The following is a 14,560-nucleotide window of genomic DNA, read 5'->3' as shown; positions in this document are numbered from 1 at the left end:
AAGAATGTTACGAAAAAATGATTATCGCCTCGGTATTGATGTGGGTGGCACGAATACAGATGCGGCTATTCTGGATGCGAATCTTCAGTGTATTGCAACGGCAAAATTTCCCACCAGTAATGATATCTACAGTAGTATCGAGCGAGTTATCGAACAGATCCTGATGCAGTCAGATATCCTGCCAGAACAGGTTCGCTATGCGATGCTGGGCACAACGCAGTGCACGAATGCGATTGTCGAGCGTAAAGGACTGGATAGCATCGGTCTGTTGAGATTAAGTCTGCCCAGCAGCGATAGCATTCCGCCATTGTTTGGCTGGAGTGATGAATGGCGTCAAACGTTGGGCGCGCATTTCTATCAGCTTCATGGCGGCTACGAATTTGACGGCAGAGAAATTCATTGTGTCCTGTTTGATGAAGTCATGGATGCTTGTGACAAAATGCGTGGGCAAGTGGCGAGTATTGCCATCTGTGGCGTATTTTCTCCCGTTAACAGTGCGCAAGAACAACTTGTTGCAAGCTGGGTTAGCGCAGCATTGCCTGATGTTTCGTTATCATTATCTCACCGGATAGGCAACATCGGCCTGTTGGAAAGAGAAAATGCAACGATCCTTAATGCTTCATTACAGAGTACGGCTCATCGATTTGTTCAGGGCTTTACGCGTGCGCTTTCCCGTCATGGGATCCTGGCGACGCCGTTTTTTGGACAAAATGACGGCACATTGATGACGGAAGAGACAGTAAAACAGTATCCCATTCTGACACTAGCCTGCGGGCCGACCAATTCAATCCGCGGCGCTTGCCATTTATCCGGGCTGGATAATGCGCTGGTCATTGATGTCGGCGGTACGACAACGGATATCGGCGTTCTGGTAAATGGTTTTCCGCGTGAGTCGGCGATGGCGGTTGAAGTCGGCGATGTGCGGACTAATTTCCGTATGCCTGATATTGCCTCGATCGGCATTGGCGGCGGCACCTGTGTGCGACATAGCCAGGACGGGGATATTCGTCTTGGTCCAGACAGTATTGGTTATCGTTTGCTGGAGGAAAGTATCAGTTTCGGCGGTCAGACATTGACGTTGAGCGATGTGATGCTGCAATTGGATGTCAGCCGGTGGTCAACCGAGTTGAGCGAACCGCTTCCCGAATTTGATAAGGAACTATGCCGAAAAGCGTATGAAAAAATGATTGCAGAGGTTGAGAACGCCATCGACCGCATGAAGTCATCGGGTGCGCCGGTGCCTGCGATATTGGTGGGCGGAGGGAGCATTCTGCTGCCTGATTCGTTATGTGGCATTAGCCAGGTTGTCCGGCCACGCTATTTTGATGCGGCCAATGCGATCGGGGTGGCGCTGGGGCTGGTCGGTACGCAGATCGATAAAGTGGTTCGCATGCCTGACAGTGATCGAGACAGAATCAGGCATACACTGCATCAGCAAACCATCGCGCTGGCGGAGCAGAGTGGGGCGATACCGGGTAGCGTGGAGATCATTGATTATCAGGAGATCCCGCTGGCTTATCTACCGGGAAACGCGGTGCAGGTGAAGATAAAAGCGGCGGGTCGTTTGGCATAACGTATGGCCCATCATCCCTGATAAGGCTGATGGGCCATATAATCGCTGACGAGTGTTTTTGAGACACCAGCGGTTGACGGCAGCCACTGACATCAATACATGACGTTATGACCGTAGCTTTCCAGAATAGTCTTGACGCGATCCATGGTGTCAGCCTTGGGTGGTTTCACGCCGTCCAGCTTGTACTCTTCGCCCATGGCTATCCATTTATGTTTGCCGAGTTCGTGATAAGGCAGCAATTCAATTTTTTCGATATTGGACATATCTTTGGTGAACTCCCCAAGCTGGTGAGCGGATTGATCATCATCAGACCACCCCGGAACCACGACATAGCGGATCCAGGTGCGTTGATTACGCTTTGCCAGATAGCGGGCGAAATCCAGCGTGCGATGGTTTGACACGCCGACCAGATTTTGGTGGATATCATCATTCATCTGTTTTAAATCGAGCATGACAAGATCGCTAACGTCCAACAACTCATCAATGACCGGCTCATACCGACGCACAAAACCATTGGTATCCAGGCAGGTATTAATACCTTCTTCCCGACAGGCGCGAAACCAGTCACGCACGAATTCCGCCTGGAGAATCGCTTCTCCGCCTGAAGCTGTCACACCGCCGCCAGAGGCATTCATAAAATGGCGATAGGTCACAACCTCTTTCATTAATTCTTCGACAGTAATTTCTTTACCGCCGTGTGTATCCCAGGTATCCCGATTGTGGCAGTACAGGCAGCGCATCAGACAACCTTGAAAGAACACGATGAAGCGGATGCCGGGACCATCAACCGTTCCGCAGGATTCAAAGGAGTGAATGCGACCGATTGTTGACATTGCGAGGTTTTCTCCAAGTTTGACCGATCAATAGCGGTCTTTATAAGCTCAGTCATCAGACACCGGACTGACATTCTTTCAGTCAATATATGACGGTGATATAGCCGTTGCTAAGATGCTGAGTCGAATCTGTTTTGCCAGCCATCCACCGATGCTGCGATAGGGCGTCGTATAGCGGGCTGGCAAAACAGGTTTACTATGTGAGAAAAAGGCCCCACAGTCGTGGAGCCTTTATTTTACGCCCTTTCAGACAGTCAGGGAAATTACATTGACTGAGTGAAAGTACGAGTGATTACGTCTTGCTGTTGCTCTTTGGTCAAAGAGTTGAAACGCACAGCATAACCGGATACACGGATAGTCAACTGCGGATATTTTTCCGGGTTTTCCATGGCATCAAGCAGCATTTCACGGTTCATCACGTTAACGTTCAGATGCTGACCGCCTTCAATGCTGGCTTCGTGGTGGAAGTAACCATCCATCAGGCCGGCGAGGTTGGCTTTACGCACGTCATCATCTTTACCCAGGGCATTTGGCACGATAGAGAAGGTATAGGAAATACCATCTTTCGCGTAGGCGAACGGCAGTTTGGCAACCGAGGTCAGTGAGGCAACCGCACCTTTCTGATCACGGCCATGCATCGGGTTGGCGCCCGGTCCGAACGGCGCGCCGGAACGACGTCCATCAGGCGTGTTACCGGTTTTCTTGCCGTATACCACGTTTGACGTGATAGTCAGAACAGACTGAGTTGGCGTCGCGTCACGGTAAGTATTCAGTTTCTGAATTTTCTTCATGAAACGTTCAACCAGATCGCAAGCCAGTTCATCGACGCGAGCATCATTGTTGCCGAACTGCGGGTATTCGCCTTCAATATCAAAGTCAATCGCCAGACCATCTTCGTCGCGGATAGGTTTAACTTTGGCATACTTGATGGCGGACAGGGAGTCAGCGGCAACAGACAGACCAGCGATACCACATGCCATGGTACGGAAGACGTCCCGATCATGCAGCGCCATCAGTGATGCTTCGTAACTGTACTTATCATGCATATAGTGGATGATGTTCAGCGCGGTGACATACTGTTTAGCCAGCCAATCCATGAAGTGATCCATGCGCGCCATCACCTCGTCGAAATCCAGCACTTCACTTTTAATCGGTTCGGATTTCGGGCCCACCTGCATTTTCATTTTTTCGTCCATGCCGCCGTTGATGGCATACAGCATGGTTTTCGCCAGGTTTGCACGGGCGCCGAAGAACTGCATTTGCTTACCCACCACCATCGGGCTTACGCAACAGGCAATGGCGTAGTCATCGTTGTTGAAGTCAGGGCGCATCAAATCATCATTCTCGTATTGCAGAGAAGAGGTATCGATGGAGACTTTGGCCGCGTATTTTTTAAAGTTCAGTGGCAGTTTTTCAGACCATAGGATGGTCATGTTCGGTTCAGGAGACGGCCCCATGGTGTACAGGGTGTTCAGGAAACGGAAGCTGCTTTTGGTCACCAGAGTACGGCCATCAACGCCCATACCAGCCAGAGATTCGGTTGCCCAGATCGGATCGCCTGAGAATAACTCATCGTACTCAGGGGTACGCAGGAAACGCACCATACGCAGTTTCATGACCAGATGGTCAATCAGTTCCTGAGCGTCTTCCTCAGTGATTTTGCCCGCTTGCAGATCGCGTTCGAAATAGATATCCAGGAAAGTGGATACGCGACCAAAGGACATTGCCGCGCCGTTCTGCGATTTCACCGCGGCCAGGTAGCCGAAGTAAGTCCACTGTACGGCTTCTTGCGCCGTTTTTGCCGGGCCGGAAATGTCACAACCATATTTGGCGGCCATTTCTTTGATTTGAGACAGCGCATGATGCTGATCGGCGATTTCTTCACGCAGACGGATAGTTGCTTCCAGATCTTCACCGTTTTCCAGTTTGGATTGCAGAGAAGTGAATTGGGCAAATTTGTCTTTCATCAGATAGTCGATACCGTACAGCGCTACGCGGCGGTAGTCGCCGATGATGCGACCACGGCCATAAGCATCAGGCAGACCCGTCAGAACGCCGGACTTACGGCAGCGCAGGATATCAGGCGTATATACGTCAAATACGCCCTGATTGTGTGTTTTACGGTATTCGGTGAAGATTTTTTTCAGTTGGGGATCCAGTTCACGACCATAAACCTTGCAGGAGCCTTCAACCATTTTGATGCCGCCAAATGGAATCAGCGCGCGTTTCAGCGGAGCTTCCGTTTGCAGGCCAACGATTTTTTCCAGATCCTGGTTGATATAGCCCGCATCGTGAGAAACGATGGTGGCGGCAACGTGAGTATCAAAATCAACAGGCGCGTGAGTACGGTTTTCCTGTTTGATGCCTTCCATGACGCTGTCCCACAGCGCTGTGGTCGCTTTGGTTGCGCCAGCCAGGAAAGACTCGTCACCTTCATACGGTGTGTAGTTTTTCTGGATAAAGTCACGAACGTTTACGCTGTCCTGCCATTCGCCTTTACTGAATCCTTCCCACGCATTGGCCAGTTTTTCATTTAGATCGGTCATTTTACACCTACCTTTGATATGGATTTCTTAGAACCCGGTGTTGCGGTCGATAGCACCTCAGTGCTTATCTCCCCCGCGCAAATAAATTACCCAGTATGTTAAGCCTACCAGCAAACCACCGCCAATGATGTTCCCAATCGTTACGGGAATCAGATTATCGATAATGAAGTTGCTGACGGTTAAGTGTTCAAACTGAGATGGCACCATGCCGATGGCCTGCCAGAATTCCGGCGCCGCGAAATTCTTGATGACGATCCCCATCGGGATCATGAACATATTCGCGATGCTATGCTCAAAACCGCTGGCGACAAACATCGCGACCGGTAAAATCATCGCAAACATTTTGTCAGTGAGAGTACGACCGGAATAGCTCATCCACACGGCCAGGCAAACCATCAGATTTGCCAAAATGCCGAGGGAAAGCGCTTCGACAAACGTGTGCTCAAGTTTGTGTTCAGATGTTTGCAGAACATTGAGTCCCCAGGCGCCGTTAGCGACCATATGCTGGCCTGAGAACCAGATAAGGGCGACAAAAAACAATGCGCCAATCAGGTTGCCGATATAGACATTGACCCAGTTAAAGGCTAGTTGCTTCCAGGTGATTCGTCCACTCGCCTTGGCAATAACGATTAGTACGGTGGACGTGAATAAGTCCGCGCCGCAAACAACAACCAGCATTAACCCCAGAGAGAAGCAAACCCCACCAATCAATTTGGCGATGCCGAAAGGTATCGTTGAAGTACCGGTAGTCGATGTAATATAAAAGACAAAGGCAATTGAAATAAACACGCCCGCAGTAATTGCCAAATAAAAAGTGGTCCACGGGTGTTTTGTTGCTTTATAGACACCGGCATCTTCGGCGACTTTCGCCATTGCAGCCGGCAGTAATAGCGTAAAGGGGTTGTCAGCTTTCACACTAACTCTCTCTTAAAAATTATCAGCACCGAAATAATATCAAAGCAGTATACGTCAAAATTTGATATGGATCATATTGCGCGAAACTAGCCGGGGCTCCAGGCAGTCGAAAATATCATTTTTATTATATAACTCATTGATTTTGAAAATAAAAAAATATTTTAATCTTTACGTAAAGATTTGAAAGCATTAAGGGCCACTAGATGATTTGGCGTTAATGAAAATAATGTTTTGTGTAATTTTAATCCCTCCCTTCGCAATGTAATTTAATTAAATATTCACCAGTTAATAACATTTCGTTCTTTGTTAGATGGTCGGCGGATAAATACTTCTCATTAATCAAATACCCCTTAACAAACAAGGGGTATTAAATGATTTCAATGAAACAAGTGGGGCTGCACATGTGTAGGGCATGCTGTTTTCACATGCCGCATCGTTAATATCAACCCGCAAGACGGCTGCTATTTATCCTGCCAGTACTGACGTTTTGCTCGCTGTAGCTTTTCGTAAGCCGCCAGCAGCGACTGATGGGCAGGCAACGTGGTGAAATTATCATCCACCGCGAAAAGGCCGTAAAAGCATTGCTCGCCGTTAATGGCTGCGCTGGCGGCATCAACGGTTTCGCGTCCGTACATTTTGACAAAGGCGTCCTGGTATTCGGATGGATCGCGCTCCGGCTCCATCGTCAATAGCAACAGGGTTTGCAGACAACGATAATAATTGCTGCGTTGCGGCGTAAAGACCGAATCGTTGAAGTCCTGCGTCCATTCGGTCCAAATCAATGCCTGTTCCAGATCGCCGCCAGCCAGCGCCAGCATCGCTTTTAACTCGCCGACTCGAAGCGTGAACCAGCCGTTATCCTTGCCAGTGGCGATACCCAACAATTCACGCACGCGAGTGAAATCATCCAGGCTTTCGTCATCCAGTTGTTGGATCAACGCCAGATAGGTTTCTTTTTCCCATTGGCTGTCTGGTAGAGCAAGCAGCGTTTCGCGCAGATGCGCGCCCATGTTGTTGTTTGCCAACAGCAAGTCTTCCGCAGGATAAATATCTGACATGCCTGGCACCAGGATACGGCAAGCGTAAACGGACAGATGCTCATAGTCGGCGATGTAAACTTCTTTATTTTCCTGCTGGAAAATCGCCATCAGGGTAGCGAACTCTTCTTCCGTGGTGCCGCTGAAACGCCAGTCGACGAAGGGATAATCGGCCTGTTTTTTGAACATATCCCAGGAGATCAGACCGCTTGAGTCAATAAAATGGGTTTCAAGATTCGCGTGTTCCGCCACTTCTTCATCATCGAAAGTCGGCGGCGTGAAAACATCCAGATCTTTCAGTCCGCGCCCTTGCAACAGTTCGGTCACGGTACGTTCAAGCGCCACGCCAAAATCAGGATGCGCGCCGAAAGAAGCGAAACAGGTGCCGTTAGCCGGGTTAAATAATACCACGCAAATTACCGGATATTTTCCACCCAGCGATGCGTCGTAGGCGAAAATCGGAAAGCCCTCTTTTTCCAGCGTGGCAATGGCTTCGACGACGCCCGGATAACGGTTCAATATCGCTTGCGGAATTGCTGGCAGGCTGATGGATTCGGCAATGATACGGTTTTTAACACTGCGCTCGAAAACCTCTGATAACCCCTGAACACGGGCTTCACTGGCAGTATTGCCCGCCGACATGCCATTGGAAACATAAAGATTGCCGATAATGTTCATCGGAATATACACGGTTTGCTGATCGGACTGGCGCGTGAACGGCAGGGCGCAGATACCGCGCGCTTCGTTACCGGATTGCAGGTCGATCAGGTCGCTGGCGCCGAGCGTTTGTTCTGGATCGTAGAATTCGCGCAGGCGCGTATCCAGAATACCTTCCGGCAGCGAATCATCCGCTGGGATGGCAAACCATTTTTCATTCGGATAATGAACGAATTCACTATTCGCAATGGTTTTGCCAAGATAGAAATCGGCAAAAAAATAGTTGGTCGATAGGCGTTCGAAGTATTCCCCCAACGCCGAGGCCAGCGCAGCTTTCTTGCTGGCGCCTTTACCATTGGTAAAACACAGCGGACATTCACGATCGCGAATATGCACGGACCAGACATTTGGCACCGGATTCAGCCAGGAGGCTTCTTCGATGTTGAACCCCAGGTCTTGGAGTTGTCGTTGAAAACGAGCGATGGAATCTTCCAGGGCGGCGTCTTTGCCTGGGATAAATGTTTGGATCATGTTTTTCACTTAGGGTATGTAATAACAGGAGGGCATAATACGGGCTTTTTAACTCGGACTCTATTTATTCTATACACTTTGATAACAGCGGACATTTGATGGGCTGGTGACGCTTTGTTTACCTGCGTGTTTTACAGGATAGAAAGAGTAATAAGCGTTGCAGCCAGGAGTGACGAGTGATAAAACCGATGCAGGGTATAACAAGGCGTTAAGCCGCGTTGAATTCATAATCAACGTGTTTATGACACGGGTGATAATACGGTCACAATTTTTCAGATGTGGTGAGGGGAAATGACTCAGATTTTTAATTTTAGCGCCGGTCCAGCTATGCTGCCGGTTGAAGTATTACGCCGCGCCGAACAGGAGTTATGTAACTGGCATGGTCTGGGTACATCGGTAATGGAAATCAGCCACCGTAGTAAAGAGTTTATGCAGGTAGCGGCTGAGTCCGAACAAGATCTGCGCGATCTGCTGAAAATCCCCTCCAACTACAAAGTGCTGTTTTGTCACGGCGGCGCCAGAGCGCAGTTCGCCGCCGTGCCGCTCAACCTGCTGGGGGATAAGACGCACGCCGATTACATTGACGGCGGCTACTGGGCGCACAGTGTGGTCAGCGAAGCGGAAAAATACTGTACTCCTAACGTTATTGATGTGAAAACACGGATCGATGACTTGCGCGCCGTGAAGCCAATGCGTGAATGGCGGTTATCTGATGAAGCCGCGTTCGTACATTATTGCCCGAATGAAACCATTGATGGCGTGGCGATTGAAGAAGAGCCGGATTTCGGCGACAAAATTGTCGTGGCGGACTTCTCATCCAGCATTCTGTCGCGTCCCATCGATGTCAGTCGTTATGGCGTTATCTATGCCGGCGCGCAGAAAAATATCGGTCCGGCAGGGGTCACGCTGGTTATTGTACGTGATGATTTGCTGGGCAACGCGCGTCGGGAATTGCCTTCCATCCTCAATTATCAGATTCTGGCTGATAATGACTCCATGTATAACACGCCGCCGACGTTCGCCTGGTATCTCTCCGGCATGGTCTTCAAATGGCTGAAAGAGCAAGGTGGTCTGGTTGAAATGGAAAAACGCAATCGCGATAAAGCCAATCTGCTTTATGGTGTGATTGATGGCAGCGATTTCTACCGTAATGATGTCGCGAGCGCCAGTCGCTCTCGGATGAACGTACCGTTCCTGCTGGCTGATGCCGCGCTGGATAAGGTGTTTCTTGAAGAAGCGCAGACCGCGGGTCTGCACGCGCTGAAGGGACACCGTGTCGTTGGCGGTATGCGGGCGTCCATTTACAACGCAATGCCAATTGACGGCGTCAAGGCGCTGACCGATTTCATGGCTGACTTTGAGCGTCGTCACGGCTAATGACCTGATGATGTCTTTATAGATAGGTTTTTATAGATAGATTAAAAACCCCGGCTAAACCGGGGTTTTGTGTTCACGATTGGAGAATATGTTGCGCATGCAGGAATCCCTGACTCTACAGCCCATTAAACTGGTTAACGGCACGCTTAATCTGCCCGGTTCAAAAAGCGTATCGAATCGCGCGCTTTTACTGGCCGCCTTATCTGAAGGGACAACCCGATTAACCAATCTGCTGGATAGCGATGATGTGCGCCACATGCTGAATGCATTGCAAGCATTGGGGGTGAATTATCAGCTTTCCGCCGATCGTACTGAGTGTGAAATTACGGGACTGGGCGGCGCATTAAAAGCAGCCCAGCCGATCGAACTGTTTCTGGGAAACGCCGGCACCGCAATGCGTCCGTTGGCGGCGGCATTGTGCCTGAGTGACGGCGACATCGTGCTCACCGGGGAGCCACGGATGAAAGAACGTCCGATTGGGCATCTGGTTGATGCGTTACGTCTGGGCGGCGCGAAAATCGATTATCTGGAGCAGGAAAACTATCCGCCCTTGCGTCTGCGCGGTGGTTTTCAGGGCGGCGAAATCAGCGTTGACGGCAGTGTTTCCAGCCAATTTCTTACCGCGCTGCTGATGGCCGCGCCGCTGGCGGCGCAAGATACTCAGATCACGATCCGGGGCGAACTGGTTTCCCGACCGTATATTGATATCACGTTGCATATGATGAAAACGTTCGGCGTGGATGTGCGTAATGAGAACTACCAGCGGTTCTTTGTCATCGGTCGTCAGCAATACCGTGCGCCGGGAGAATATCTGGTGGAAGGCGATGCCTCCTCCGCGTCTTATTTCCTGGCCGCCGCCGCCATAAAAGGCGGAACGGTGCGGGTCACCGGCGTGGGTCGCAACAGTGTGCAGGGTGATATTCGCTTTGCCGATGTGCTGGAAAAAATGGGCGCGCACATCCGTTGGGGCGACGACTACATAGAGTGTCAGCGTGGTGAACTTCATGCCATTGATATGGATATGAATCATATCCCGGATGCCGCCATGACCATCGCGACAACCGCGTTATTTGCTCAGGGCGGCGCCACCACGCTGCGCAATATTTACAACTGGCGGGTAAAAGAGACGGATCGCCTGGCGGCCATGGCGACTGAATTGCGCAAACTCGGCGCCGAGGTGGAAGAGGGTGATGATTATATCCGCATCACGCCACCCGCTGCGTTGAAGCGTGCGGAGATCGAGACGTATAACGATCATCGGATGGCAATGTGCTTTTCTCTGGTCGCGTTGTCCGACACGCCAGTCACCATTCTGGACCCGAAATGTACCGCCAAGACATTCCCGGACTATTTCGAACAACTGGCTCGTTTGAGCGAACTGTCGTAACGTCTTCCTTGTGTTGCCGAATTTCCCCTACGCCTGATCGGTACTGATTAGGCGTGGTCTTATTTTTCCCCGTCAATGTAACCTTTCTCGCTATTGATGCGTATAATGAAGCACCGTAATGCCTTAAACGGCATTAACGGGATTTCCCAGTGTTAAGGAGAGAAAAATGGCGGTGACTGCACCGGTGATTACGGTTGACGGACCGAGTGGCGCAGGCAAAGGCACGTTGTGCAAAGCGCTGGCAGAAGCGTTACAGTGGAATTTGCTGGATTCGGGCGCAATTTACCGCGTACTGGCTTTGGCGGCGTTGCACCATCACGTAGACATTCAATCGGAAGAGGCGCTGGTGCCGCTGGCATCTCACCTGGATGTGCGTTTTATGGCGGAAAGCGGGCAGTTGAAAGTGATTTTGGAAGGTGAGGATGTCAGCAATGAAATCCGCACTGAAACCGTCGGCAATACGGCTTCTCAAGCCGCGGCCTTCCCCCGGGTTCGTGAAGCATTGTTGCGGCGGCAGCGGGCTTTTCGTGAAGCGCCGGGACTGATTGCGGATGGCCGTGATATGGGAACCGTGGTGTTCCCTGACGCGCCGGTGAAGATTTTCCTGGATGCCAGCGCGCAGGAGCGTGCGCAACGTCGCATGCTACAGTTGCAGGAGAAGGGCTTTAGTGTTAACTTTGAACGTCTTTTATCCGAGATAAGGGAACGGGATGATCGTGACCGTAATCGGGCCGTCGCGCCTTTGGTGCCAGCCGCTGATGCATTGGTGCTGGATTCGACGGAAATGACGATTGATGAAGTGATTGCGCGCGCGCTGGCTTATGCCCGTGAAATTTTAGCGTAACGATCACGACTACCCGAATTTTTACCTTGCTGTAAGGATGCACAGCGGGGCATGTTAAACAACCCCATCGAGCAGGATGCCAGATGGACGTTAAATTGAAGACTCCTAAGATTATCAACATGACTGAATCTTTTGCTCAACTCTTTGAAGAATCCCTGAAAGAAATCGAAACCCGTCCTGGTTCCATCGTTCGCGGTGTTGTGGTTGCTATTGATAAAGATGTCGTACTGGTTGACGCCGGTCTGAAATCTGAATCCGCCATTCCGGTAGAGCAATTTAAAAACGCGCAAGGCGAACTGGAAATTCAGGTTGGCGATGAAGTAGACGTCGCGCTGGACGCTGTTGAAGACGGCTTCGGTGAAACGCTGCTGTCTCGTGAGAAAGCTAAACGTCATGAAGCATGGCTGATGCTGGAAAAAGCTTACGAAGAAGCTGCGACGGTTACCGGTGTTATCAACGGTAAAGTCAAAGGCGGTTTCACGGTTGAGCTCAACGGTATTCGTGCATTCCTGCCAGGCTCTCTGGTAGACGTTCGTCCGGTTCGTGACACGCTGCATCTGGAAGGCAAAGAGCTTGAGTTCAAAGTGATCAAGCTGGATCAGAAACGCAACAACGTTGTGGTTTCCCGCCGTGCGGTTATTGAATCTGAAAACAGCGCTGAACGCGATCAACTGCTGGAAAACCTGCAAGAAGGCATGGAAGTTAAAGGTATCGTCAAGAACCTCACTGACTACGGCGCATTCGTTGATCTGGGCGGCGTTGACGGCCTGCTGCATATCACTGATATGGCTTGGAAACGTGTTAAACATCCGAGCGAAATCGTCAATGTGGGCGATGAAATCACGGTTAAAGTGCTGAAATTCGACCGCGAGCGTACTCGTGTGTCCCTGGGCCTGAAACAACTGGGCGAAGATCCATGGGTCGCTATCGCTAAGCGTTACCCGGAAAGCACGCGTCTGACTGGTCGCGTAACCAACCTGACTGACTACGGCTGCTTCGTTGAAATCGAAGAAGGCGTTGAAGGTCTGGTGCACGTATCCGAAATGGATTGGACCAACAAAAACATCCACCCGTCCAAAGTTGTTAACGTTGGCGATGTAGTGGAAGTGATGGTTCTGGATATCGATGAAGAACGTCGTCGTATCTCCCTGGGTCTGAAACAATGCAAAGCCAACCCGTGGCAGCAATTCGCTGAAACCCACAACAAAGGCGACCGCGTTGAAGGCAAGATCAAGTCCATTACTGATTTCGGTATCTTCATCGGTCTGGATGGCGGTATCGACGGTCTGGTTCACCTGTCCGACATCTCCTGGAACGTGGCTGGCGAAGAAGCTGTTCGCGAATACAAGAAAGGCGACGAAATCGCCGCTGTCGTGTTGCAGGTTGATGCGGAACGCGAACGTATCTCTCTGGGCGTGAAACAACTGGCTGAAGACCCGTTCAATAACTACCTGTCTGTCAACAAGAAAGGTGCTATTGTTACTGGTAAAGTTACTGCGGTTGACGCCAAAGGTGCTACAGTTGAATTAGCGGATGGCGTTGAAGGTTATCTGCGTGCTTCTGAAGCTTCACGCGACCGCGTTGAAGACGCGACGCTGGTGCTGAACGTTGGCGATAGCGTTGAAGCGAAATACACCGGTGTGGATCGTAAAAACCGTGTTGTCAGCCTGTCTGTTCGTGCTAAAGACGAAGCCGACGAGAAAGATGCCATTGCGACGGTGAACAATACCAAGCAGGAAGAAGGCAATTTCTCTAACGCGATGGCAGAAGCGTTCAAAGCAGCAAAAGGCGAGTAATAACGGTGGAATGAGCAACTTCGGTTGCTCATTCTTGGAACGGTAGTAAGTTATTATGGTTATTTATAACCATGTACTTGGAGGAACTATGACCAAGTCTGAACTTATTGAAAGACTTGCTGGACAGCAATCTCATATCCCAGCCAAAGTGGTTGAGGATGCAGTTAAAGAGATGCTCGAACAGATGGCCACGACATTGGCTGAAGGTGATCGGATTGAGATCCGTGGGTTCGGCAGTTTTTCACTTCACTACCGTGCTCCGCGTGTTGGTCGTAATCCCAAGACGGGTGAAAAAGTTGAGTTGGAAGGTAAATACGTCCCTCACTTCAAGCCTGGCAAGGAACTGCGCGATCGCGCCAATATATACGGTTAATACCGCATCGCCGCGTTACGTAAAAAGGCACCTTCGGGTGCCTTTGTTGTTTGTGTGCGGCAGGATTACTTATTGCTATGACGCGCTTTCAGACAGTTGATGATGGTTGCCAGGTCCAGGTTTTGATCCTGCAACAACACCAACAGATGGTACATCAGGTCGGCGGCTTCATTGGTTAACTCGTCGCGATCATGCACGGCCGCGGCCAGCGCGGTTTCCAGACCTTCCTCGCCTACTTTCTGCGCAATGCGTTTGGTGCCGCTGGCATATAAATGGGCGGTGTAAGAACTGGTTGGGTCCGCATGCTTGCGCTCGGCAAGTAACTGCTCTAAGTGATAGAGGAATGTCCAGTCGCTGGCGGCAGGTGAAAAACAGCTACTGCTGCCCAGATGACAGGTCGGCCCGATGGGATTCGCCAGAACCAGCAAGGTATCGTTATCGCAATCGGGCGTGATGGAAACCACGTTCAGAAAATTGCCGGAAGATTCGCCTTTGGTCCATAGCCGTTGTTTGGTGCGTGAAAAAAATGTCACTTTGCCGCTTTCTTCAGTCGCTTTCAGCGCGTCCTGATTCATGTAGCCCAGCATCAAGACTTCACCGGAAACTGCATGCTGTACAACGACAGGCAACATGCCATCCGTTTTTCCCCAATCGAGTTGGCTTCTTTGTTGCTCATTTAACATAGGTTCTG

11 protein-coding genes are annotated in these 14,560 nt (G+C 50.6%); 6 read left to right on the top strand and 5 right to left on the bottom strand.

Going from position 1 to position 14,560, the window contains the following annotated elements; translation table 11 throughout:
- Positions 1 to 4 precede the first annotated feature (4 nt).
- Positions 5 to 1,573, top strand: a complete 1,569-nt coding sequence (locus NC856_RS13710; protein ID WP_264090985.1) for a hydantoinase/oxoprolinase family protein — start codon at positions 5 to 7, stop codon at positions 1,571 to 1,573.
- 92 nt (positions 1,574 to 1,665) lie between these two features.
- Here NC856_RS13710 and pflA read toward each other — a convergent pair whose 3' ends face one another.
- From pflA to ycaO, 4 genes are all read right to left on the bottom strand, one after another.
- Entirely contained in the window at positions 1,666 to 2,406 is a 741-nt protein-coding gene (gene pflA, locus NC856_RS13705) for a pyruvate formate lyase 1-activating protein (protein ID WP_264090984.1), read from the bottom strand.
- A gap of 263 nt (positions 2,407 to 2,669) precedes the next feature.
- Positions 2,670 to 4,952 carry a formate C-acetyltransferase gene (pflB, locus tag NC856_RS13700; protein WP_264090983.1) on the bottom strand — a complete coding sequence of 761 codons (2,283 nt, stop codon included), beginning with the start codon at positions 4,950 to 4,952 and terminating at the stop codon, positions 2,670 to 2,672.
- Between the two features lie 57 nt (positions 4,953 to 5,009).
- Positions 5,010 to 5,867: a formate transporter FocA gene (gene focA, locus NC856_RS13695; protein ID WP_264090982.1), complete on the bottom strand. Its 858-nt coding sequence runs from the start codon at positions 5,865 to 5,867 to the stop codon at positions 5,010 to 5,012.
- A 461-nt stretch (positions 5,868 to 6,328) separates the two neighbouring features.
- Positions 6,329 to 8,092: a 30S ribosomal protein S12 methylthiotransferase accessory factor YcaO gene (ycaO, locus tag NC856_RS13690; protein WP_264090981.1), complete on the bottom strand. Its 1,764-nt coding sequence runs from the start codon at positions 8,090 to 8,092 to the stop codon at positions 6,329 to 6,331.
- Between the two features lie 291 nt (positions 8,093 to 8,383).
- Here ycaO and serC point away from each other — a divergent pair, with 291 nt between their 5' ends.
- The 5 genes from serC (at position 8,384) to ihfB (ending at position 13,869) form a co-directional block, all read left to right on the top strand.
- A complete protein-coding gene (gene serC, locus NC856_RS13685) occupies positions 8,384 to 9,469 on the top strand; it encodes a 3-phosphoserine/phosphohydroxythreonine transaminase (RefSeq protein WP_264090980.1) in 1,086 nt (361 codons plus the stop codon).
- A 97-nt stretch (positions 9,470 to 9,566) separates the two neighbouring features.
- Positions 9,567 to 10,856, top strand: a complete 1,290-nt coding sequence (aroA, locus tag NC856_RS13680; protein ID WP_264090979.1) for a 3-phosphoshikimate 1-carboxyvinyltransferase — start codon at positions 9,567 to 9,569, stop codon at positions 10,854 to 10,856.
- A gap of 166 nt (positions 10,857 to 11,022) precedes the next feature.
- Positions 11,023 to 11,700, top strand: a complete 678-nt coding sequence (gene cmk, locus NC856_RS13675; RefSeq protein WP_264090978.1) for a (d)CMP kinase — start codon at positions 11,023 to 11,025, stop codon at positions 11,698 to 11,700.
- 119 nt (positions 11,701 to 11,819) lie between these two features.
- Positions 11,820 to 13,496: a 30S ribosomal protein S1 gene (rpsA, locus tag NC856_RS13670; RefSeq protein ID WP_264090977.1), complete on the top strand. Its 1,677-nt coding sequence runs from the start codon at positions 11,820 to 11,822 to the stop codon at positions 13,494 to 13,496.
- A gap of 55 nt (positions 13,497 to 13,551) precedes the next feature.
- Entirely contained in the window at positions 13,552 to 13,869 is a 318-nt protein-coding gene (gene ihfB / locus NC856_RS13665) for an integration host factor subunit beta (RefSeq protein ID WP_264090976.1), read from the top strand.
- 65 nt (positions 13,870 to 13,934) lie between these two features.
- On the opposite strand, the gene hisIE is transcribed toward ihfB, so the two are convergent.
- Entirely contained in the window at positions 13,935 to 14,552 is a 618-nt protein-coding gene (gene hisIE / locus NC856_RS13660; RefSeq protein WP_264090975.1) for a bifunctional phosphoribosyl-AMP cyclohydrolase/phosphoribosyl-ATP diphosphatase HisIE, read from the bottom strand.
- Positions 14,553 to 14,560 lie beyond the last annotated feature (8 nt).

The sequence above is a fragment of the Brenneria izbisi genome, from assembly GCF_025840185.1.
GTDB classification, from domain to species: domain Bacteria; phylum Pseudomonadota; class Gammaproteobacteria; order Enterobacterales; family Enterobacteriaceae; genus Brenneria; species Brenneria izbisi.
The sequence above is the reverse complement of the archived record's forward strand: the minus strand, read 5'-3'. Positions and strand labels throughout refer to the sequence as shown.

Bases quoted from the DNA above. Each gene is read 5' to 3' on its own strand.
- ycaO (WP_264090981.1), bottom strand. From the start codon at position 8,092: ATGATCCAAACATTTATCCCAGGCAAAGACGCCGCCCTGGAAGATTCC.
- pflB (WP_264090983.1), bottom strand. From the start codon at position 4,952: ATGACCGATCTAAATGAAAAACTGGCCAATGCGTGGGAAGGATTCAGT.
- pflA (WP_264090984.1), bottom strand. From the start codon at position 2,406: ATGTCAACAATCGGTCGCATTCACTCCTTTGAATCCTGCGGAACGGTT.
- ihfB (WP_264090976.1), top strand. From the start codon at position 13,552: ATGGTTATTTATAACCATGTACTTGGAGGAACTATGACCAAGTCTGAA.
- NC856_RS13710 (WP_264090985.1), top strand. From the start codon at position 5: ATGTTACGAAAAAATGATTATCGCCTCGGTATTGATGTGGGTGGCACG.
- hisIE (WP_264090975.1), bottom strand. From the start codon at position 14,552: ATGTTAAATGAGCAACAAAGAAGCCAACTCGATTGGGGAAAAACGGAT.
- rpsA (WP_264090977.1), top strand. From the start codon at position 11,820: ATGACTGAATCTTTTGCTCAACTCTTTGAAGAATCCCTGAAAGAAATC.
- cmk (WP_264090978.1), top strand. From the start codon at position 11,023: ATGGCGGTGACTGCACCGGTGATTACGGTTGACGGACCGAGTGGCGCA.
- aroA (WP_264090979.1), top strand. From the start codon at position 9,567: ATGCAGGAATCCCTGACTCTACAGCCCATTAAACTGGTTAACGGCACG.
- serC (WP_264090980.1), top strand. From the start codon at position 8,384: ATGACTCAGATTTTTAATTTTAGCGCCGGTCCAGCTATGCTGCCGGTT.